This is a genomic window from Helicobacter marmotae, from assembly GCF_003364255.1.
GTDB classification, from domain to species: Bacteria; Campylobacterota; Campylobacteria; order Campylobacterales; family Helicobacteraceae; genus Helicobacter_C; species Helicobacter_C marmotae.
On the sequence record NZ_NXLR01000008.1, the window covers coordinates 14,020 to 34,825 of the forward strand.

A 20,806-nucleotide genomic window follows, 5' to 3' on the forward strand; every position below is an offset into this window, starting at 1 on the left:
TCAAGTCTTTTTCTAAGGGCTTTAAATTGTCGCCTAAAAGCGCCTGTGCTGGGGGGCATTTCTATTAATTTGATGTCTTGGTTTGCAAAAATAAATTTTGCAAACCGCCTAAAGCCCTGCGGGGGGCACTCTATATTAACTTTTTTACCCTTTTGGGTGGTTTGTGCAACTCAAGCGGTAGCAAAGTTTGTCATTCTGAGCCTGCATAGCAGGCGAAGAATCTCTTTTAGCGACTAGTGATTCCTTTAGAGATTCTTCGGTCAGGCTTTGCCTTCCCTCAGAATGACAAAGTAACGGAGTCGCTAGTAATTCGGGTGGAGTTTTTTTTTCATAATGCTCAGAATGACAAACTTTGCTACCCGCAAGGGAAATTACTTTGTCATTCTGAGCGAAGCGAAGAATCTCCCTTAGCATTACCAAAAAGTGCGTCGAGTGATTCCCACAGAGATACTTCGGTTGGGCTTGCGCCTGCCCGCAAGACATGACAATGGGATAAAATCTACTAGCATTCCAAAAAGCAATGATTCACAGAAAGCCCACAGCAATTTTCGCTACGTGCAAGAGCAAGTAGCAGATTCCCTTATCAATGCTTCACACTTGTGCTTTGAGATAACTTAGGGTTGTGCAATTATGCTATGTGTGTTATAAGAGTGTGCGATTTTAGAGCCTTAAAGGATAGAGTATGAATATGCTTATTTTGTATAACCCCTATTACCAAGCTGATGTGATAGAAGCACATTTAGCAATTTTAAAGCTTGAGAAGAAGGTAGCTTTTGGGAAGATTAAATCAGCTATGCGCCAAGGGGAGATAGGGCAAGATTCTCACCTTGATATACAAAAGATAGCAAAAGAAGTATCCCCCAATAAGCCTTTGCAATTATTTTTGAGCGATTATGCAAATTTATTTGTATGCAAGGTAGTGGCTATTGATAAAACACAAAATGCCAAAGCACCCGAGTATTACCAAGAGAAAGGTCTTTGCGTGGAATGGTGGTTTTGCATTGAAGATATGCGAGAGTTAGTGCGTAATGACTTTACACAAATACGCGATAAATTTTTATCAAATTGGAGGACACCTTATAATGGGAATCGCACTTATGCACTCTATGGTAATAACTACACGTATCCGCTTTTAATAGAGCTAAAGAATGAGAAGTCATATTTTTCTATCCCTGGAGAGAAGCACTATCATAGTGTGTTTAAAAGGGAAGAGCAAATACAAATGCGCAAAGTTTTGCTTGATTATGTCGTGGGGTTGGAATTAGAGAAAGTGATGTGTGTAGATACGATGGATAATCTTGTGAATGCCGAAGTGGAGTTTGCTCATAATAAAAAGAATCCTTTATATGACTGCACGGGGATTGTTATGCTCTATGCTAAAAGCGTAGAGCAAGAGCTTTTAGCGCTTATGCGTCCTTTAGTGCTCCTTTTATGTGGGTATGATAGATCGATACAAGAGCAGTGCTATGGAGGGAATAAGTATATATTAGGAGATTGGCTGCAAGGCAAGAGTACAGCTCCAAGTCTATCTGAATTACACAATGTTTTAAAGCATAGAGATGTGCAAGATGCGCTTGAATTATGGACAAGGCAGATTATGGATAAAAATAGGGGTTTATCCTATCAGCTAAAAAGTAATTTAAAATTTGATATTCCAAACTTTATATCTTTCTTAAAAAAAGCACGTAATCCCATAGCCCATGAGAAAAGGGCAGACATTAAAGATGCACTAGCCTTGCGTAATGAAATCTTAGGCGTGGGGAGGGAGAGTGTGCTTGTATTACTCTTGCGTGCTAAGCTGGCTTTAGAGCAATACAAGGATATATGATTTAAGCTTTTTCTTTATAATGTTTGTTGAATTTATAAAAGCGAGCAAATCATGGCAGAAGAATATAATCCCAAGCATATAGAATCTAAATGGCAAGATTATTGGCAGGAGCATAGGAGTTTTGAGCCCTTAGAGATAGACTCTAAAAAGGAGAAAAAGTATATTTTAAGTATGTTTCCCTACCCGAGTGGGGCGATACATATGGGGCATGTGAGGAATTATTGCATTGGCGATGCGCTTGCTAGGAATTATCGTAAAAATGGCTATAACGTCTTGCACCCTATGGGTTGGGACGCCTTTGGTATGCCGGCTGAAAATGCGGCTATTAAAAACAAAAGCCACCCCAAAACTTGGACATATAGTAATATAGAGGCGATGAAAAGAGAGCTAAATTCCTTAGGACTTAGCTTTTCTAGGGAGAGAGAGTTTGCTACTTGTGATAGCCTTTATACACGTTTTGAACAAGAATTTTTTATCAAAATGTGGGAAAAGGGGCTTATTTATCGTAAGGAAGCTTCTTTGAATTACTGCCCCAATGATAAGACTATCCTTGCTAATGAGCAAGTCATTGAGGGGAAATGCTGGCGATGTGATACCCCTGTGGTGCAAAAACAAATGTTTCAATACTATATTAAAATCACAGATTATGCTGAAGAGTTGCTTGCGTATTTAGACACATTAGAGGGGCATTGGCCCCCGCAAGTGCTGAGTATGCAAAGAAATTGGATTGGTAAATCAAAGGGTTTGAAGTTCTCCTTTGCCTTTAATGCTCCCTCTGTAAAAAAGCTAGGCATATCTGGGCTAGAGGTTTTTACCACACGTCCTGATACCATTTATGGCGTTACATATTGTGCGATTGCCCCAGAGCACCCTGTAGTAGAGGCATTATTAGCCAAAAATGCCCTTAAAGGAGAGCTAAAAGAAGCTATAGAATCGTTGCGTAATACCAATGCAAGAGAGAGAGCGCAAAAAGACAAAATCGGCTTTGATTTAGGTGTGCGCGTGATACACCCGCTCACGGGTGAAGAAATCCCTGTGTGGGTGGCAAATTTTGTGCTTATGGAGTATGGCACGGGGGCGATTATGAGCGTGCCAATGCATGATGAGCGCGATTATGAGTTTGCTAAGGTTTATAATCTCCCTCTTAAATGCGTGCTTACAAGGCAAAAAGATGAGCCTATCCCCACACAAGAGCAAATGTCTCAAGGAGTAATGGAGATAGAAGAGGGGTATTTGGTTAATAGTGAGACTTTTAATGCCCTGAGTTCCACGCAAGCAAAAGAGCAAATCATCGCCCTTTTTGAGCAAAGAGGTATGGGTGAGGGTGTGATTATGTATCGTTTGCGTGATTGGGGGGTTTCAAGGCAGCGATATTGGGGTGCGCCTATCCCTATGGTACATTGCCAATCGTGTGGGATTGTGCCTGAGAATATGGCTAATCTGCCTATTACCTTACCTGAAGATGTGGTGATTAATGGGGAGGGTAATCCGCTTGATAAACACCCCACTTGGAGGCATTGCTCCTGCCCAAAATGCGGTAAGGAAGCATTAAGAGAGAGTGATACTATGGATACCTTTGTGCAATCAAGCTGGTATTTTCTACGCTATAGCACACCACCGAGTATGTGGGAAGATAAGCCTTTTGACACAACGTGTTTGAAATATTGGCTTAATGTAGATGAATACATAGGCGGCATAGAGCATGCGATTTTGCATTTATTGTATGCGCGCTTTTTTACAAAAGTGCTGCGGGATTTAGGCTATGTGCAGATTGATGAGCCTTTTGCTAACTTACTCACTCAAGGTATGGTGCTTAAAAATGGTGCAAAAATGAGTAAAAGTAAGGGGAATATAGTCAATCCCAATGAGATTATTGCGCGCTTTGGGGCAGATAGTGCGCGGCTTTTTGTGCTTTTTGCCGCGCCTCCTATGCGCGAGTTAGAGTGGAATGATAGCGCATTAGAGGGGGCTTATAGGTTTTTAAGGCGATTATGGGATAGGGCGGTGCATATAGAATCTACAGAGACTTTGCCTAAAATTACTCATAAAGATTTAAAGAGTAATGAGCAGTATGCGCGCCAGAAAGTCTATGAGGCATTGCAAAAAAGCCATGATATTTTTAGCAAAAAGCAAGTTGGCTATCCCTTTAATACCCTTATAGCGGCGACTATGGAGGCATTTAATGCCCTAAGTGAGCAGGAAAATACTCAAGTGTGGAGTGAGGGGTATTTTATCCTTTTGCATATTTTAGAGCCTATAGCGCCTCATATTTGCTGGGAGTTAAGCCAGCGGTATTTTAAACTAGCTAATTTTGGGCATATAGAGGTTGATTATAATGCCTTAAAAAAAGAGAGGGTGAAATATGCCATCACGCTTAATGGCAAGAAACGATCAGAAATTGAACTTAGCTTAGAGCTAAGCCAAGAAGAGATTATTAATGAAGCAAAGCAGAGTGTGGAGAAATGGCTTAAAGATGCAACGATACTTAAGGAAATTGTCGTGCCAAATAAGCTTGTGAATTTTGTGGTGAAATGATGAAAAAGCTTTGCTTTTTTGTATTATGTGTGTTTTTCTCTATGGGCTGTGGGTATCAGCCGGTGAGCTATTATGCACAGAGTATTTTTAATGATGGAGTGTATGTGGATATTATAATGAATGCCTCCGTGCCAGAATCGGGAAGTATGGTCAAAGATACGGTCAATAATGCTATTATCAAACGTTTTGCAAGTAGCCTCAAAAGTAAAGATGAGGCGAAGAGCTTTTTAAAAATCAATGTCCAAAGTATCACCCAAACGCCTGTGGCTTATAATCAACAAGGCTTTGTGAGCTATTATCGCACCAATATTGTGCTTGGGATTCATTTTGAGAATATTAATGGAGCGAACTTTGATGTAATAAACTCTGGCTATTATGACTATAGTGCGGACTTTACTTCAACACTTGTGCTTGATCAATATCGTTTAGAATCTATCACTCAAGCTACCAATTCAGCCCTTGATAAATTTATCTCTCAAGTGGCGTATTATGGGGAGTTTTATGATGAAAATAGATGATATTTCTCGCAAAGCACTCCAGCGATTGTATTTTGCTAAGAAGCCTCCTACGCCTAAGGCGTATTTTGATATGTTTTATGAAATGGCTAAGCTTGATGGATGGGAGCAGATAGAAGAGCTAAATTGGCAAATGCAGTGGTTGAATAAATTTGATAAAACTGAACAAGAGCAGCTAAAAAAGGCAAGAAACCCTGATGAGTTTATAGAGATAGCCGCCCTGCTTTTAAGAGAATCAAAGCAAAATTGCTCCATTGAGCATTTGCAGAGTTTAAAGGCACTTATTCGTAAATTGCTAGGGACGATTTCTGATATGTTTTCTATCGGGGCGAAAAATCGCTATGCCTTTTTATTCCGCTTAAGTAGCATTAATCAATTAGAAGATACCCAAAAGCTAGTGAAGTATTGGGAGCAGTTTAGGGCGTCTAAAATGCACATAGAGACACTCAAAAGGCTAACAAATATCATCGCCCACACGTTGCGGGAGCTAGATTCTCAAGGGAAAGTGAGCAAAGAGGCTTTAGAGCTCTCATCTGTGCTAATGATGCACCCTGAAATGCTTGTAGAAAGCCGTATGCTTGATGGCATTGAAAAGCTTTTAGGCATAAAGTCTTCGAGTAAAGCGGAGGCATTGTATGAAGATAAAGAAATGCTACAAAGTGGCTGTGTGGCTGCATTTAAGGTAGTGAATTTAGATTTTTCAAATAAAGAGAGGGTGGATATTAAGGAAGTTAATCCCAAGGCTATGGAGATTCTAAAAAAGCTCTGCCTTAATGGGCTTAAAAATGGCTTTTTAGTAGGGGATTATAAAAATGGCTTTGCGCTTATGTTTAAGGGTATAGATACACAAAGTGCATTAGAGCAAATAAGCCCTATTGCCAAGCAGTTAGAGAAACAGAAGTTTTCCTATCAGGGGAGTACTTTTACCTTTAGCTTTGAATTAAAGGTGTTTGATTTAAAGACATTTACCTCTTTAAAAGATATGAATGAGAAGCTCTCGCATTTATTGAGTGAGGGCACATAAGAGGGGGTATGCGGATGTTAAGCCTTGAAGAAGTGCTTGCAAGCAAGGGCGCAGAATATGCACCATTTGATAGAGGACGTATGGGGAGAATCTATGCCCAAATTGCCCCTGTGTATGGCTTTAATGAATATTTAACCCATACATGCAAGGTGATACATATTATGGGCACAAATGGCAAGGGGAGCACGGGGCGGTTTGTGAGTATGGGATTGGCGCAGAATCACAAAAGTGTGCTTCATTTTAGCTCGCCACATTTACTTAGCTTCAACGAACGTTATTATATAAGTAGGGAAGATTATCAAGGTGATATTCATAGCGCAGAGCTTGAATCGGCTCATCAAAGGCTTTGGAGTATAGAATCTGTCCATGAGGCGAGTTATTTTGAATATGCTACTTTGCTTGCTTTTGTGCTTGCTAGGGATTATGAATATCTTGTGCTTGAGGCAGGGGTTGGGGGAGAGTATGATTCTACTTCTGTGATAGGTGCAAATGTAAGTGTTTATACCCCTATTGGCTTAGATCATCAAGATATGCTTGGGCAGAGTGTGCAAGAGATAGCGCTTACTAAACTTAGGGCGATGAGCGGATATACTTTGATAGCTAAACAAATACATAAAGAAGTCATACCACTTGCTCAAAGCATAGCACAAGAGAGGGGCATAGTGTGTGAAATGATTACAGATATTAGCCAAGATAGCGATTTTAGCGATGATATAGAGGCTTTTAGGGAGTATGTGCTAGCTTATCATCTCCCCTCATTCTTACGTGCTAATCTCTATAGCGCAATGCGCATTCTTCTCTATCTTGGAATGAAATTTGTTTTTCAAGGGCTTGGTGGGCTTTCACTTCGTGGGAGATGTGAGGCTTTAAATGCCCATATCATGCTTGATGTGGGGCATAATATTGACGGAGCTAGGGTATTAAGTGAGCATTTTGGCACAAAAAAGGTCTATCTAGTGTATAATAGCTATTTTCAAAAGGATATGGAGGCTATTTTATATGTGCTTTTGCCAATCATTAAGCAGGTTTTAATTATATCTGTGGAGAATCCTAGAATTTGTCCCAAACAAAGGCTAATAAACATACTTCAAAAGTTGGCAATTCCATATAAAGACTTTGATATAAACCAAATCAAAGCAGATAGAGATTACCTCGTTTTTGGTTCTTTTAGTGTCGTTGAGACATTTTTACAACAATACAAAGGAATAGAGTGCAAGATAAATTAATGATTTCTATTATTGATGATAATGGTTCTAGGCAGTTTAGTGTGCATCGTTTAGTGCAGAAAGTTGCACTTTTTTTAGGAGCGGGTATTGTTGTAGTGGTGATTTTATATTTTGTAATCGCACATTTTTTGATGAATGAGCTTGAAGTGATTTTGGCAAACAATACGCAGGTACGTGAAAACTTTCAAAGTATTTATGAGAAAAATAGCGAATTAGAACGTAATATTGACTACAAAACAAGCGAGCTTTTAAAGGTGAGTAGCAAGATTAATGAGCTTGAAAATATCGTTAATGTCCATAAGCGCAACCATGAAACGCATAATAACCAAAATATTGATCTTGAATCTCTCTCTTCGTTGCAAAAAGATATGATTTTAAAGATTATCCCTAATGGCGACCCTGTGAGTAGTTTTATTAATAAAGTGTTTCCCCATAAGAGTGCTTCGATTTATACACTGAGCCAAGATACGCCCGTGTATGCCACGGCAAATGGTATTATTGATTCTGTGCGGGTAGCGGGGAGTGAAAATCATCTTGTACAGATTCAGCATTCTTATGGATTTACCTCAAATTATGGGCATTTAGGTAAAGTCATAGTCCAAAAGGGGGATTTTGTAACTAAGGGGCAAGTGATAGGCTATAGTGGCTCAAGCGCAAGTTTGTATTATGATTTGCACTTTATTGATTCTGCCTTGCCTGTAGCAAATTACACAGATTGGAATAGTGATAATTTTGCCCAAGTTATTGGCGTAAATAGCGCCATTGATTGGAAAAGTTTAGTGTGGGCGCTTGATGATATTATTCAGCTTAAGAATTATCGTGTAAGCTATCAGAATGATGAATACGTCATGCCTTATTGATATTTAAGAGCACATGGATTCAAACAAATCATCTCGCCTTGTTCTTATGATTACCGACCAGAACGGGTCGCGTTATTTTAATGTTAGCTCTATTTTCAAGCAAGTTAGTCTTTATTTTGTAGTCTTTATTTTGACGCTTATGGCTTTTGGCGTTATATCTATTAAAACTTTCAGTGCAGAGATTCGCAAGATGTCTATACTCAATGAGACGATTGCCAAACGTTATGAAAAAATGCTTGCTAAAAATGAAACACTCAATATCCAAATCGGGCAGAGGATTGAAGAAATGACACGAGTGGATAATCGTGTCGGGGATTTGGAGAGCATTATCGGTGTGCCCTTACATACACCAGAGGAGATGGATAATAACCTTGAGCATCGCATTGATAGTGCCTCACTCACAGGCACGCAGAAAGCTTTTGTGATGAAGTTTGTCCCTAATGGCTACCCTATGGAATCCTATAGTCGCATTTCCGCACCTTATGGCTATAGAGTGCATCCTTTGTTTTTCACTCGGCATTTGCATACGGGAGTGGATTTTGCTACGCCTTTAAATACGCCCGTATATGCGACTGCCGATGGTGTTGTAAATGCGGCTGGCTTTTCAACTGGTGGTTATGGTTATCTTGTTAAAATAGACCATTCACTTGGGTTTATGACTTATTATGCTCATTTGAATAAAATAGTTGTGCAAAAAGGAATGTTTGTGAAACGTGGGCAGCTTATTGCCTATAGTGGCAACACAGGACAAAGCACGGGTCCGCATCTTCATTATGAGATACGATTTTTGGGTAAGGTTATTGACCCCAAAAATTTTATGGAATGGAAGATGAGCAATTTTGATTCAATTTTTGAAAAAGAAAGGAGTGTAGCATGGCAATCTTTGTTAGCGACAATAAACAACTTGATGGAGTGAGTTCATCAGGAGGGGCGACTATCATCGCACAAGGTACGAGAATCAAGGGGGAAATCAACACAGATTGTAGATTACATATTGATGGGGAATTTGAGGGGAATATTCACTCTAAAGATACTGTTATGGTGGGTAAAAGCGGTTTGGTGCATGGTGATGTCAAAGCAGCATCTTTAATTGTAAGCGGGCGCTTTATAGGAAGTGTCACTTCAAATGTGCTTGAGATTAAACCTCAAGGGCGCGTAGAGGGGACGGTTATCACATCTGAATTTGTCATTGAGCGCAAAGGGGTATTTATGGGGGAAAGCAAAACGAAAGAAAAAGCAAGTAAGACAGATATTGCCTCATTGGAATTACCTAAAAAAGACAAATAGTATCGGAGAGAGGTTTGATACAATCTTGTCTGTATAGACTTCTTAAAGCGGGGGATTTCTCTTATGAATTATTACTTGTAGAAGATTCTAAACAAGCCCAAGATGCCTATTGGGTCTTTGATTTTCTTCAAACACATAAGGCTTTTGTCCTCCCTGAGTTACCAGTGCATTTTGGTGATGATTTAAGCTCATTTCGCGAAGAATTTTTGCATACACTCAATGTTTTGCATGCGTTTTATGCTCAAAGTGCGCCTAAGGTGCTTATCTCGCCTATTGCAAGTGTGCTTTATGCACTCCCTAAAGAAAGCATATTGCAAAGCTTTACTTTGAATCTCGGCAAAGATTATGACTTCCTTGCATTAAAAGAGAAAATCATAGAGTATGGCTATGAATGTGTAGAGGTGGTGGAATTAGAGGGGGAAGTGAGCTTTAGAGGGGATATTATTGATATTTTTATCCCCCATAGTGAGAATCCTCATAGAATCGCCTTTTTTGATACACAAGTGGAGAGCATACGATCTTTTGATGTCCATACGCAAATGAGTAATCCCCTAGAGTTAAAAACCTTAGAGTTGCTCCCGGCACTTTTTTCTTTGAGCGCAGAGGAGAGTAGGGAGATACAATCTCAAGTAGAGCAGAGTGATTTTGAAGGCTTTAATAAAGATGTGGCTTCCTTTGGCTTTTGGTTTTTGGGTGATCGGGCGCAGTTTTTACCCCTTGTGTATAAGAGTCTGCTTACTCCTCAAGCACTCAATACTGCCAAAGAGATTTATAGCTTAGATTCGATGTATAAAGCCCTAGAGTGGCAGAGTATAGAATCTTTACCCCTATGCCAAGAGCTTCAAGGGTATAGCGATATACTCTTTAATCCGAGAAATTTGGGTTCGATGATAAAAGCACATGATAAAAAGCATATTATCTTACTTAGCTCCAATGACATTAAGCTCAAAGCCTTTGATGAAGTGGATTTGCAAGGAGTAGAGATAAAACACTCTAGCGCGATTGTCAATCTCATAACCCCAGATGAGCTAATACTCTCACTCAATATCCATACGCCTAAACATAGGGCTAAAAAGCCTACCTTAAAGCTTAATGAGATTTCTCAAGGTGAGTATGTCGTGCATAGCGATTATGGCATTGGGCTTTTTATGGGGCTTAAAAATATACAAATTGCTGGAGTGGAGCGGGATTTTATTGAAATTGCCTATGCGGGTGAAGATAAGCTTTTGCTACCAGTGGAAAATCTCAATATGATTGATAGATATGTGGCAGATTCTACACAGATACCTATACTTGATAGATTGGGTAAGGCGAGCTTTGCAAAATTAAAGCAAAAAGTGAGGGCAAAACTCTTAGAAATAGCCAATGGTATCATCGAGCTTGCTGCTAAACGCAATTTATTAAAGGGCGTGAAAATTGATACACAAGAGCCTAAGCTTATTGCCTTTCAAAATGCCTGTGGTTTCACCCTCACAGATGACCAGCTAAGAAGCATTGAAGAGATTTATGCGGATTTATCTTCAGGCAAGGTTATGGATCGACTATTAAGTGGCGATGTGGGCTTTGGCAAGACAGAAGTAGCCATGAATGCGATATATGCCATCTGCCTTGCTCACTATCAAGCGGCGATGATAGTACCTACGACTTTATTATGCACGCAGCATTATCATGCCCTAAAGGAGCGCTTAGAGCCCTTTGGCGTGCGTGTGGCAAGGTGTGATAGATTCTTAAAGTCTAAAGAGAAGCTTGCTTTATTTGAAGCGCTTAAAAATGGCGCAATAGATGTGGTTGTGGGCACACACGCGCTTTTGGGCGCGGAGTTTAGCAATCTTGGTTTGATTGTAATAGATGAGGAGCATAAATTTGGTGTGAAGCAAAAGGAGCGCATTAAGGCATTATCTGCAAACACTCATCTTTTAAGTATGAGTGCTACGCCCATACCTCGCACGCTCAATATGGCGCTCTCTCAAATTAAGTCTTTAAGCTCTCTGTATACTCCACCACGAGAGCGACTCCCTGTGCGTACTTTTGTGAAAACAGGCAAACCCCAGCTTTTAAAAGAAGTCATTTTGCGGGAGTTAAGACGTGGCGGTGCGGTATTTTATATCCATAACAATATCGCAAGTATTGACAAAAAGGCAAAAGAGCTCCAAGCCCTCCTGCCTCAAATTAAGCTTGCCACTTTACATTCTCAAATTGATAATGCCACAAGCGAGGTGATAATGTGTGATTTTGCGAGCAATACATATAATCTTTTGCTTTGCACAAGCATTATAGAATCTGGCATTCACCTCCCTAATGCTAATACTATTATCGTAGCGGGAGCAGATAGGTTTGGCATAGCAGATTTACATCAATTGCGTGGACGTGTGGGGAGAGGCAATAAAGAGGGATTTTGCTATTTTTTGGTTGATGATATGGAGCATATCACTCCAGAGGCAAAGAAGCGACTTATGGCATTAGAGAAAAACTCCTATCTTGGGAGCGGTGAGAATCTTGCGTATTATGATTTAGAAATACGTGGCGGAGGGAATCTACTAGGTGAGGCACAAAGCGGGCATATTAAAAATATCGGCTATGGGTTGTATTTGCGTATGTTAGAGGAGTGCATACATTATCTTAGTGGCAAGGGCAGTGTAGAGGAGAGTGAGTGTGATATAAAGCTTAATATTAATGCCTATTTGAATCCTGTATTGATTGCAAGTGATAAATTACGCTTAGAGCTCTATCGTAGGCTCTCATTTTGTGCGAGTTTGAGTGAAGTTAATGAGATAGAATCTGAAATTTTTGATAGATTTGGTGCGCTTGATGAGCTAAGCAAAGCATTTTTAGAGCTTATACGCATTAAGGTGCTTGCAAATATGTGCCATTTGAAACAAATATTGCATTATGGGCAGAATATCACACTTGTGTATAGGGATGGGAGTAAAAAAGGTATGGTATCGGCAAGTAAGGATTGGGATGATGTGCTTAAGTGTATTATGGTATTTTTACGCAATGAAGTAAAAAACAAGCAGGAGCAATGAAGTGAGATGTGGCTTTTGTGAGCGGATAAAAAAACTGCGCAAGATTGATGTAGCGCTTATGGTGGGCATTTGTGTGTTTATGTATATTGCTAATCAATTACAGCTTAGGGAGTATCGAGCCCAAAAGGTACAAGAGAGTGCAAAAATCCAGCAAAAAGAAGAAGCAGAGTTGAAGATTTATGAAGATTTGCAACGCAAATGTTATTTCAAGCAAGATAAAAATGCTTGCGATGAGCTAAAAGCATATTAGACGACCAAAGATGAATGCTAAAATTTCAGTGTTATACAAGATATGAAAAAGATTGTTTAAAGAAGTGGCTCCGGATGCAGGATTCGAACCTGCGACCAAGTGGTTAACAGCCACCTACTCTACCGCTGAGCTAATCCGGAATATAAAATGAAAGCAAATAAATAGGCGGAGATTATATAGAAAAACTTTTTTTTTGTCAAGAAATAGGCATTTGTACTGATTGGGGGATACTTCAAAGCAGGGGGAAGAATCGCTTTGGAATTACGAGTAAATGCTGTTATTTTGTCAGCTCTTAGGGGCACGAAGTGGAGGTAAAGAATCTCTACCCAAATCACCATTTATTCTTAAAATTTCTTTGCGCATAAAGCCCATAGCAAGTAGCGGAGGCTAGCACGATTCTATTATACCCCTTTTGCTAGGAGTTTTGCTATTTAGTTGTGTATATGCAATGGCTTATTAGATAAAATTTAGGCGTTATATGCTAATATATATAATCCAAAAAACAGGAGGGAAATATGAAAAAACAATTAATGTTGCTTGCTTTAAGTGTGCTTACTTTAAGCGCACAAGATGAGCTAAAAAGCTGGTTTGAGGGACTAGAATTTAAGGGGTTTGCGTTTGCAAGATATTCTGGCGTAAATGGGGCAGAGGGCTATGGGGATAGATGGCAGTATCGCTTTAAGCTTGATGCAAAAAGTGAGGAAATTAATGGTTGGAATTTGACTGCAGGGGTATATCTTAATCAAGGCTCCAGTGTGCCCAAACTTGGCTCTTCAACACATGGAGATGTGCAAGGGGATCAGGCTTTGTCTTTACATAATGGGAATTTTCCGGATAGATTTTCTATAGCCCAACTCTATGGAAGCAAGAAGTTTAATAGCGATAATGTTAAATTTGCTTTTGACGCGGGGAGAATGAATATCATCTCTACCTTTACTGATAAGAGTACAGATGTGGGTTTGGGGGCTCGCGGAAGCCTTAAGTTTAAGCCTTTAGAGTTGAGTGTTGCATTTTATGATAGCTGGGCTACAAATAACTTTGGCTATGCTTTCAATGCTATGAGCACAAAACCCATTACTGATAGTGCATGGGGGCTTGGGAATAATCTTACTATGCTTAGCCTAGCCACTCCAAAAGATAACAAAATTGCAGATATGCTAAGCTTTAAGGCGAGTGTGGCAAATGTTATAGGGCTTTTTGACTATCTTGGCTTTGTTGAGCTTAAGGCAGATATAGGTAAGTATTATGTTTTGGCTCAAGTAGCAGCAGCGGGGGTCAATTCTACGCCTTTTTATCAACTAAGCAAAGTTAATACGCTTCCATATGGAAATATTGCAACTTGGAGTAATACCAATACTTTCCCAACATACAATGGGCTTACTAATACTGATTTTGCAAAAAATCGAGGGATATATAATATCCAACTAGGTGCGAAGTTTGGGAGTTTGGGAGCAAAGCTAGGGTTTTTAGGGAGCTTTGGTGATGGCTATGGTGTGCTTCTTACTTCTACAGGGGGCATAAGCACTGCTGGTAAAATATGGAGTAATAATATCAATTCTTCAAGCGAGGGCTTTGGCATATTGGGTTCAGGCGGTAGAGATGGCACAAGTATTATCGTAGGCTATGGGGCTATAGATTTTAAGCTCACTGCGCCGCTTAAAATAGGGCTTGATATAAGCTACATTAGTGGAGATAATAACTATGCTTATGTGAATGTATCAAGGGCTCCAAATATGAAAGAAAATGCAAAGGGGATTGATTTTTTTGAAGTCGCTCCTTCACTTACCTACGCGTTAAGTGAGAAACTTAAATTTAATCTCTTCTATGCTCAATGGCTTGGTGATGTAACCTTTGGTAAGACAAGGGCAGAAATTCGCTTTGATTTTTAAGTGTATTAAAGATTCTAAAAATAAGGCTTCACACTTTTAGAGGTGTGTGCTTTATTATCCTAATATTTCTATTGTATTACTTTTAATCGCCTTTTTATTTCTTGCTCGCTTCTTCTGACCCCTTGCAGGGGTGGGTGGGAGAGAGTATTTGCTTTAGTGGATTGTTGGCGTATTCAATAATACGTTGAATGATACCATCAAGATTTAAGACCTCACTTACTGCTCCCATTTCAATGGCTTTTTTAGGCATACCAAATACTACACAATCACTCTCACTTTCTGCTAATGTTTGTGCGCCATTGGTATATAGTTCTTTCAACCCTATACAGCCATCATCTCCCATACCTGTGAGGATAATGCCAAGTGCTGATGCCCCTGCGGCATTGTTAGCACTGCGGAAGAGAATATCGACACTTGGCTTATGGCGAGAGATACGTTTTTCCTCATTAAGGGGATAGGCATAATATGAATCAAGGGCAAAATCAATTGCCATATGCTTATCACCCTCTGCGATATAGACATGATTAGCTTTGAGTGGGACTTTGGAAGTGACTTCACAGATATTAAGCTCTGAAATAGTGTTAAGCCGTTTCACAAAAGATGAGCCAAAGCTTTGAGGGATATGCTGCACCACTGCTATGGGAGGGAATTGCCCTTTAAGGGCGGAGAATATATATGAGAGGGCATTAACCCCACCAGTAGAAGCACCAATAACTATTAGTTTGCTACGAATAACTTTACAAGGATTGCTCTTTAGGGCTACATCGGGATGATATTTTATACTTTCTGTTTTTAACATTATTTATACCTTTAATTTTATATAAGTTTTATTACCAAGTTTGTCAAATTTTGCAGCCATATCATAGAGGATTTCAGAATGCCCTAGATAAAATGTCCCATTAATTTTTAGCGTGTCAATAAGCTTTGATAGAATTTGCTGCTGGTCTTCTGGCTTAAAATAAATAAGGACATTTCGACAAAAGATGATATCAAATTCCTCGCGTCTAAAAGGATAGTGCTTATCAAAGAGATTGAGTTGTTTAAAGGTAACCATTGATTTTACTTCATCTTTGATTTTGAGTTGGTGTATAGAAGAGTGCGTTTGGTTACCTCCAATCTCTTCAAAATATTCATCAATATTACACCAATGCGGGAATTTCTCATATCTAAAATCAATTTTATATACACCCCCTTTTGCTTCAGTTAAGGCATCAGTATCAATATCAGTGGCGATAATGCTCACAGGTATATGGCTATTGCAGAGCTTTTTCATATAGAGCACACTCATAGCGATAGAATATGGCTCTTGCCCCGTAGAGCTTGCAGCACAATAAATTTTTATGGGTTTATCGAGTTTAAAAAGTGCGGGGAGCGAGCGGTTAATCATATCTTCAAAATGAAAAACTTCACGGAAAAAGTTTGTTTTATTGGTGGTAAAGGCATTAATAAAATGCTGTTTTGTTTTCGTGTTATTATCAATACTATAAAGCAACTTGTCCATATCCTGTATGTGCATCTCATCCATAAGATAGCAGATTCTATTCTGCACCATTTGGAGCTTAGATTCATCAAGGTATATGCCACAATATTTATAGAGCTTTTCTTTAATGGTGATGAATTGCTTGTTGTCTAATGTAATCACTGAGTTTTCTTATTTAATCAGTATGGTTTTTGTGCCATTACCACTATAGATGAGAATTCTTTTATTTTTATCTTTTAAGCGTGCAAAAGCATTGTTTAAATCTGCTGGTTTTTTAATGGCGATATTTTCTACTTGCGCGATAATATCCCCCACTTCAAAGCCTGCATTTTTTGCCTTAGAGTTAGGCTCTACCTTTGAGACTACAACGCCATCAATATTACTTGGGATTCTATAACGTTGTCTAAGCACTGGGGTAAGCTCCTCTACGCTTAAACCCTCTAGCATGGAGCTATTGGGGGTATTTGAGCTATTTTGGGTATCATGCGTTTTAGAATCTTTGAGCTCTGCAAGCGTGATTTGTGCTACCCTCTCTTGTTTATCGCGGATAAATTTGACTACAACCTTATCATTAGGAGAGAGCATACCGATGAGGTTTTTTAGCTCTGCGGCACTGGATATTTTTTTACCATTGACATGTGTGATAAGGTCCCACACCATAAGCCCTGATTTTGCAGCGGGAGATTGAGGCTCAAGGCTAATGATTACAGCACCATTTTTATCCCCATAGCTTTCTTTGAGATCTTCACTTACATCTTGAATCCCCACTCCTAAAAAGCCTCTTTTTATACTGCCTTTTTCAATGAGCTCTTTGGCGATTTTTTTAGTCATATCTGATGGTATGGCAAAGCCTATGCCGTGATTCCCCCCTGTACGTGAGAGAATGGCAGTATTAATCCCAATAAGCGCCCCACGAGAATCCACCAAAGCCCCTCCAGAATTGCCCGGATTAATTGAGGCGTCAGTTTGGATAAAGTTTTCATAATCATTAATACCAATGCCGCTTTTATTGAGCGCAGATACAATCCCTTGCGTGATACTCTCCCCCACGCCAAAGGGATTACCTATCGCAAAAACTACATCGCCAATAAGCACTTGAGAGCTATCTGCAAAGCTAATAGGAGAGAGGTTGTTTGCCTCAATTTTAATCACAGCCAAATCGCTGCGAGCATCTGTGCCAATAACCTTGGCGGTATATTCTTTAGAGCTATCTGAGAGTGAAACAAGCACTTTATCCGCCTCATCAATGACATGGTTATTGGTAATAATATATCCATCACTTGAGATAATCACCCCACTCCCTAAGCTTCTTTCTATACGTTCTTTGGGAATTTGCCCATAAATATCGCCAAAAAATTGCTGAAAAAACGGGTCATTAAACATCGGGTGATTAGGAAGTTGGTTACTTACATTTTTTTGCGTGGAGATATTCACAACAGCCTTTTTGGCTTGCTCTATGGAGGAGTTAAAGGAGTAGAGTGTGTCATTACTTCCTTGAGGGGTAATGCGCTTTTGGACTTTAGGTGCTTCTATAAAGTCAATGGATAAGGCATGAGATAGGAAGATAAGAGACAAACATAAATATAAGTGCGCGTATTTCATACATACTCCTTGTGTCTTTGATATGTGGATTGTATAAACTTAAGATAAATACTTCTTAAGCCCTAGCCCTTTATTGCCCGATGATTTCACGCGTGCCTTTGCTGCTATCGGGTTTTGATAAGAATCCTTCTTTTTCAAGTTGTTCAATGATATTTGAAGCTTTATTAAAGCCAATGGAGAGCCTTCTTTGCAAATAGCTTGCTGAAGTTTTTCTATCTTGCAAGATGATATTTTTTGCCTCCGTAATGAGATCACTTCCATTATTGCTATCCCTCTCATAAGGGAAGTTTGGCTCATTTCTCTCTTCAAGCATAAAGTTTTTGTCATATTCTACTTCTTGTTGAGCCCTTAAAAAATCAGTGATTTTTTCAATTTCTTCTTCTGTGTTCCAAGGGGCGTGGAGCCGTATGATTCGACTATCTGAGAGTTTAAAAAGCATATCGCCTCTGCCAAGTAAAGATTCTGCACCAAAGCCATCAAGAATCACCTTAGAATCTATCTTGCTCCCTACTTTATAGCTAATGCGTGAGGGGAGGTTTGCTTTGATTAAGCCTGTGAGCACATCTACGCTTGGGCGCTGTGTGGCTACAATGATATGAATCCCCGAAGCACGACCCTTTTGGGCTATGCGCGCTAGGGCAAACTCTACTTCCTTGCCGCCTGTCATCATTAAATCTGCTAATTCATCAATGATAATCACCAGGTAAGGGAGCTTCTTGCCTCCCTCATCAAGCATTTTGCGGTTGTAAGTATCAATGTCCCTAGCAAAGGCTTCGCTCATTAATTCAAGCCGTTTTTCCATTTCTGCCACTGCGCTATTAAGGGCTATGATAGCCTTTTTAGGCTCGCTAATAATGGGCGTGATAAGATGAGGGATAGAGGCATAAATGCTAAACTCTACCTTTTTTGGGTCAATCATTAGAAGCTTAAGATTATCAGGCGTGTTTTTATAAAGCAGGGAGAGTATCATTGCATTTAGCCCCACACTTTTCCCACTCCCTGTAGTCCCGGCAATAAGTAAATGCGGAGCCTTTTTTAAGTCTGTGATAAAAGGATTGCCAATAATATCCTTACCCAGTGCGAGTGTGAGCGGTGAAGCAGAAGTTTTAAAAAGGGCAGATTCTAAGATTTCGCGTAGATAAATGGTTTGTGTGGTGTTATTTGGTATTTCAATACCTACGACATCTTTACCCGGTATTGGGGCTTGAATGCGGATAGCAGGCACACTTAGGGCTAGCTTAATATCATCTTCTAAGGCAAGAATCTTGCTTACTCTTATATTGGGAGCGGGGCGGAACTCAAAGGTGGTTACAATAGGACCAGAATAAGTGCGGACTATATCTCCCTCCACGCGGAACATTTTAAGCTTGGTAAGTAGCTCTTCTATCTTGCGGTCAATCTCAACCTCATCAATTTCTCCCTCTTTATGTTCTGGTTGATTAAGAAAGCTTGTGAGAGGGAGTTTAAAGTGTTTGGGCTTATCGATTTTACCATATTCAAGTTCATTAAGGAGCTCTTTATTTTCATCAAGTTCAGTGATATTTAAATGGTTATGACTTGGCACTTTAGGGGTTTGTGCGGGGATTTCTTGCACGATAGAATCTAGCCATTGTGTGGAAGTTTGGGGTGTAGGATTCTTGAGATTTTGTTGCAATGGGGCTTCTTGGCGTGAGTTTTCTTGTGCTGCAATGGGGCTTTGAGGTATGGCTTGTGGTGAGCTTTGTGTATTTTCTTGCATATTTTGTGAAGGCTGCTCTATTTTGGGTGCTGGTGTTTGAATGGGCGTTTGTGTATTTTGCGCTTGAGATATTTCATTTAAAGGAGCGTTCAAAGAAGCGCTATTTTCTACGCGATTGTCTATTAAGTTGTCATGTTTGGGAGGTTGATTATCTTCACTTTGTGCTTGGGTATCTACTTGTTGATTTATTTCATTATTTTGGTGATTCTCTTGGTGTTGTTGCGTATTGATTTGCTCTGGTGTTTGCTCATTAGGTGTATGGGGAGGTGTTTGTTTAGAATCTTCTGCTGCATTTGGTGCAAGTGAGGTGGCTATAGATTGGAGTGTATGCGATTGTGAAGCTTGTGTGTTTTCATTTTGGACTTGTGTTTGGATGGGCTTAAGAAATACATCAGGATTAAGCGGACGTGGCGGTGGCGTGGGGATTGTATGAACAGTATTTGCTTGCTCTAAAGATTGTTCTAGGGAGGCTTGTGTATCTTCTTTAATGCTATTTTTGCTTGTGTGAGATAATGTTGGTTGTGAGAGGTTGATAACAGGCTGAGTAAGGGCAATATGGCTTTTGAGATTTTTTAGCATATCTTGGTGGGCTGCAAGCTGGGTTTCAAAAAAGTCTTTTAGCTTTACTTCTTCTCCTGTAGCATTAATTAGCTCTAAATGCAGTGTTGGCTCAGATGTTTGAGACTTTGCAGGAATGGGCTGTTCTTTTTGTGAATGTTCATTATGAGGGGCGGCAGCATGGGTATGATGGTAAGATTGATGAGATTCATCAAAACTCTTCTCCACCACCACATCTTTAAAGTTATAACTTGCTTGCTTTGTTTCTTCTTGCAGGGCATTTTGTAAATCAATAATGCGTTGTTTTCTATTAAAAAGCCTTTGTAGTAATGGCGTAAGATATGCTTTGAGATGAATGCAAAATGCCTTAGTAGCCTGAAAATAGCGCAGAGATAGGTGTTTAGTTATATCAAGTATAACTAGGGTTTTGTGTTTTGTCTGTTTGAGGAGGAGGTCTATATTGCGTTGCGTGCAAATAAGCCATGAGAAGAGAAAGAAAAATATATCAAGTACCCATACGCCTAAATAGCCAATATAATCTTTGAGGAAGAACATTAAGCTATTGCCAAAAGAACCTTTTTCAAAGATGAGAGATTGCAAGAGCAAGATAGCAATAAACAATAGAGAAAATGATACACCAAGCTCTAAGCGCCTAAAGGTGAGATTAGCATTTTTATATAAAGCATAAAGCGGATAAAGCAAAAGAGGCAAATATATATAGGCTACATAGCCAAAAATATCAATATTAGCATGAGCAAACTTCACGCCAAAATCGCCCACAAGACCATTATCCCCAATAATGGTCGCAATGGAGAGAAAAATAACAATGATATTAAGAGCGATATAAAAATATAGTTTTTTAATAAGGTATCCTTTATACTTAATAGCCGCTATTTTGTGGCATTAAGTTTATTTAATATGCTTTTTATGAGTGCGTAAAGATTGGCGATACAAAAGCATTAATAAATGCAAAAATAAACAGATTCGC

Annotated in this window: 17 protein-coding genes and 1 tRNA gene; 12 read left to right on the plus strand and 6 right to left on the minus strand. The window is 39.5% G+C overall.

Features of this window, described 5'->3' with window-relative positions; all coding sequences use genetic code 11:
- Positions 1 to 144: 144 nt before the first annotated feature.
- Positions 145 to 420: a hypothetical protein gene (locus tag CQA63_RS09460; protein ID WP_147288731.1), complete on the minus strand. Its 276-nt coding sequence runs from the start codon at positions 418 to 420 to the stop codon at positions 145 to 147.
- Positions 421 to 423: 3 nt separating this feature from the next.
- Here CQA63_RS09460 and CQA63_RS05135 point away from each other — a divergent pair, with 3 nt between their 5' ends.
- The 11 genes from CQA63_RS05135 to CQA63_RS05185 all read left to right on the plus strand — a co-directional run bounded on the left by CQA63_RS05135 (position 424) and on the right by CQA63_RS05185 (position 12,551).
- Positions 424 to 618: a hypothetical protein gene (locus CQA63_RS05135; RefSeq protein ID WP_147288732.1), complete on the plus strand. Its 195-nt coding sequence runs from the start codon at positions 424 to 426 to the stop codon at positions 616 to 618.
- A gap of 64 nt (positions 619 to 682) precedes the next feature.
- The gene (locus CQA63_RS05140) at positions 683 to 1,828 is read left to right on the plus strand and encodes an HP0729 family protein (protein ID WP_104700115.1); all 1,146 of its coding nucleotides are present in this window, start codon (positions 683 to 685) and stop codon (positions 1,826 to 1,828) included.
- A gap of 51 nt (positions 1,829 to 1,879) precedes the next feature.
- Positions 1,880 to 4,363, plus strand: a complete 2,484-nt coding sequence (leuS, locus tag CQA63_RS05145) for a leucine--tRNA ligase (RefSeq protein WP_104700116.1) — start codon at positions 1,880 to 1,882, stop codon at positions 4,361 to 4,363.
- Complete coding sequence (lptE, locus tag CQA63_RS05150) at positions 4,360 to 4,881, plus strand: LPS assembly lipoprotein LptE (protein WP_104700117.1); 522 nt, start codon at positions 4,360 to 4,362, stop codon at positions 4,879 to 4,881. Before leuS ends, lptE begins: the two co-directional genes overlap by 4 nt.
- A complete protein-coding gene (locus tag CQA63_RS05155) occupies positions 4,865 to 5,902 on the plus strand; it encodes a hypothetical protein (protein ID WP_233706625.1) in 1,038 nt (345 codons plus the stop codon). Before lptE ends, CQA63_RS05155 begins: the two co-directional genes overlap by 17 nt.
- A gap of 8 nt (positions 5,903 to 5,910) precedes the next feature.
- Positions 5,911 to 7,128 (plus strand): folylpolyglutamate synthase/dihydrofolate synthase family protein, encoded by a 1,218-nt coding sequence (locus CQA63_RS05160; protein WP_233706626.1) that lies wholly within the window; start codon positions 5,911 to 5,913, stop codon positions 7,126 to 7,128.
- Positions 7,113 to 7,988, plus strand: coding sequence for a M23 family metallopeptidase (locus CQA63_RS05165; protein ID WP_104700119.1), 876 nt, complete (start codon positions 7,113 to 7,115; stop codon positions 7,986 to 7,988). The genes CQA63_RS05160 and CQA63_RS05165 overlap by 16 nt, the downstream gene beginning before the upstream one ends.
- A gap of 13 nt (positions 7,989 to 8,001) precedes the next feature.
- The gene (locus CQA63_RS05170) at positions 8,002 to 8,904 is read left to right on the plus strand and encodes a M23 family metallopeptidase (protein ID WP_104700120.1); all 903 of its coding nucleotides are present in this window, start codon (positions 8,002 to 8,004) and stop codon (positions 8,902 to 8,904) included.
- Complete coding sequence (locus CQA63_RS05175) at positions 8,862 to 9,275, plus strand: bactofilin family protein (protein WP_104700121.1); 414 nt, start codon at positions 8,862 to 8,864, stop codon at positions 9,273 to 9,275. The genes CQA63_RS05170 and CQA63_RS05175 overlap by 43 nt, the downstream gene beginning before the upstream one ends.
- Before the next feature lie 14 nt (positions 9,276 to 9,289).
- The gene (gene mfd / locus CQA63_RS05180) at positions 9,290 to 12,301 is read left to right on the plus strand and encodes a transcription-repair coupling factor (protein ID WP_104700122.1); all 3,012 of its coding nucleotides are present in this window, start codon (positions 9,290 to 9,292) and stop codon (positions 12,299 to 12,301) included.
- A 1-nt stretch (position 12,302) separates the two neighbouring features.
- Positions 12,303 to 12,551, plus strand: a complete 249-nt coding sequence (locus CQA63_RS05185) for a hypothetical protein (protein ID WP_104700123.1) — start codon at positions 12,303 to 12,305, stop codon at positions 12,549 to 12,551.
- 65 nt (positions 12,552 to 12,616) lie between these two features.
- Here the strand turns inward: CQA63_RS05185 and CQA63_RS05190 are convergent.
- A tRNA-Asn gene (locus CQA63_RS05190) sits at positions 12,617 to 12,691 on the minus strand.
- A gap of 375 nt (positions 12,692 to 13,066) precedes the next feature.
- Between CQA63_RS05190 and CQA63_RS05195 the strand changes: the two genes are divergently transcribed.
- Positions 13,067 to 14,440: a hypothetical protein gene (locus tag CQA63_RS05195; RefSeq protein ID WP_104700124.1), complete on the plus strand. Its 1,374-nt coding sequence runs from the start codon at positions 13,067 to 13,069 to the stop codon at positions 14,438 to 14,440.
- 94 nt (positions 14,441 to 14,534) lie between these two features.
- Here CQA63_RS05195 and CQA63_RS05200 read toward each other — a convergent pair whose 3' ends face one another.
- The 4 genes from CQA63_RS05200 to CQA63_RS05215 form a co-directional block, all read right to left on the minus strand.
- Entirely contained in the window at positions 14,535 to 15,239 is a 705-nt protein-coding gene (locus CQA63_RS05200; RefSeq protein ID WP_104700125.1) for a CheB methylesterase domain-containing protein, read from the minus strand.
- Between the two features lie 3 nt (positions 15,240 to 15,242).
- Positions 15,243 to 16,082, minus strand: coding sequence for a CheR family methyltransferase (locus CQA63_RS05205; protein WP_104700126.1), 840 nt, complete (start codon positions 16,080 to 16,082; stop codon positions 15,243 to 15,245).
- 9 nt (positions 16,083 to 16,091) lie between these two features.
- On the minus strand, positions 16,092 to 17,522 hold the full coding sequence (locus CQA63_RS05210) for a Do family serine endopeptidase (protein WP_104700127.1): 1,431 nt from the start codon (positions 17,520 to 17,522) through the stop codon (positions 16,092 to 16,094).
- A gap of 70 nt (positions 17,523 to 17,592) precedes the next feature.
- Positions 17,593 to 20,583: a DNA translocase FtsK gene (locus tag CQA63_RS05215; protein WP_233706627.1), complete on the minus strand. Its 2,991-nt coding sequence runs from the start codon at positions 20,581 to 20,583 to the stop codon at positions 17,593 to 17,595.
- Positions 20,584 to 20,806: the final 223 nt, after the last annotated feature.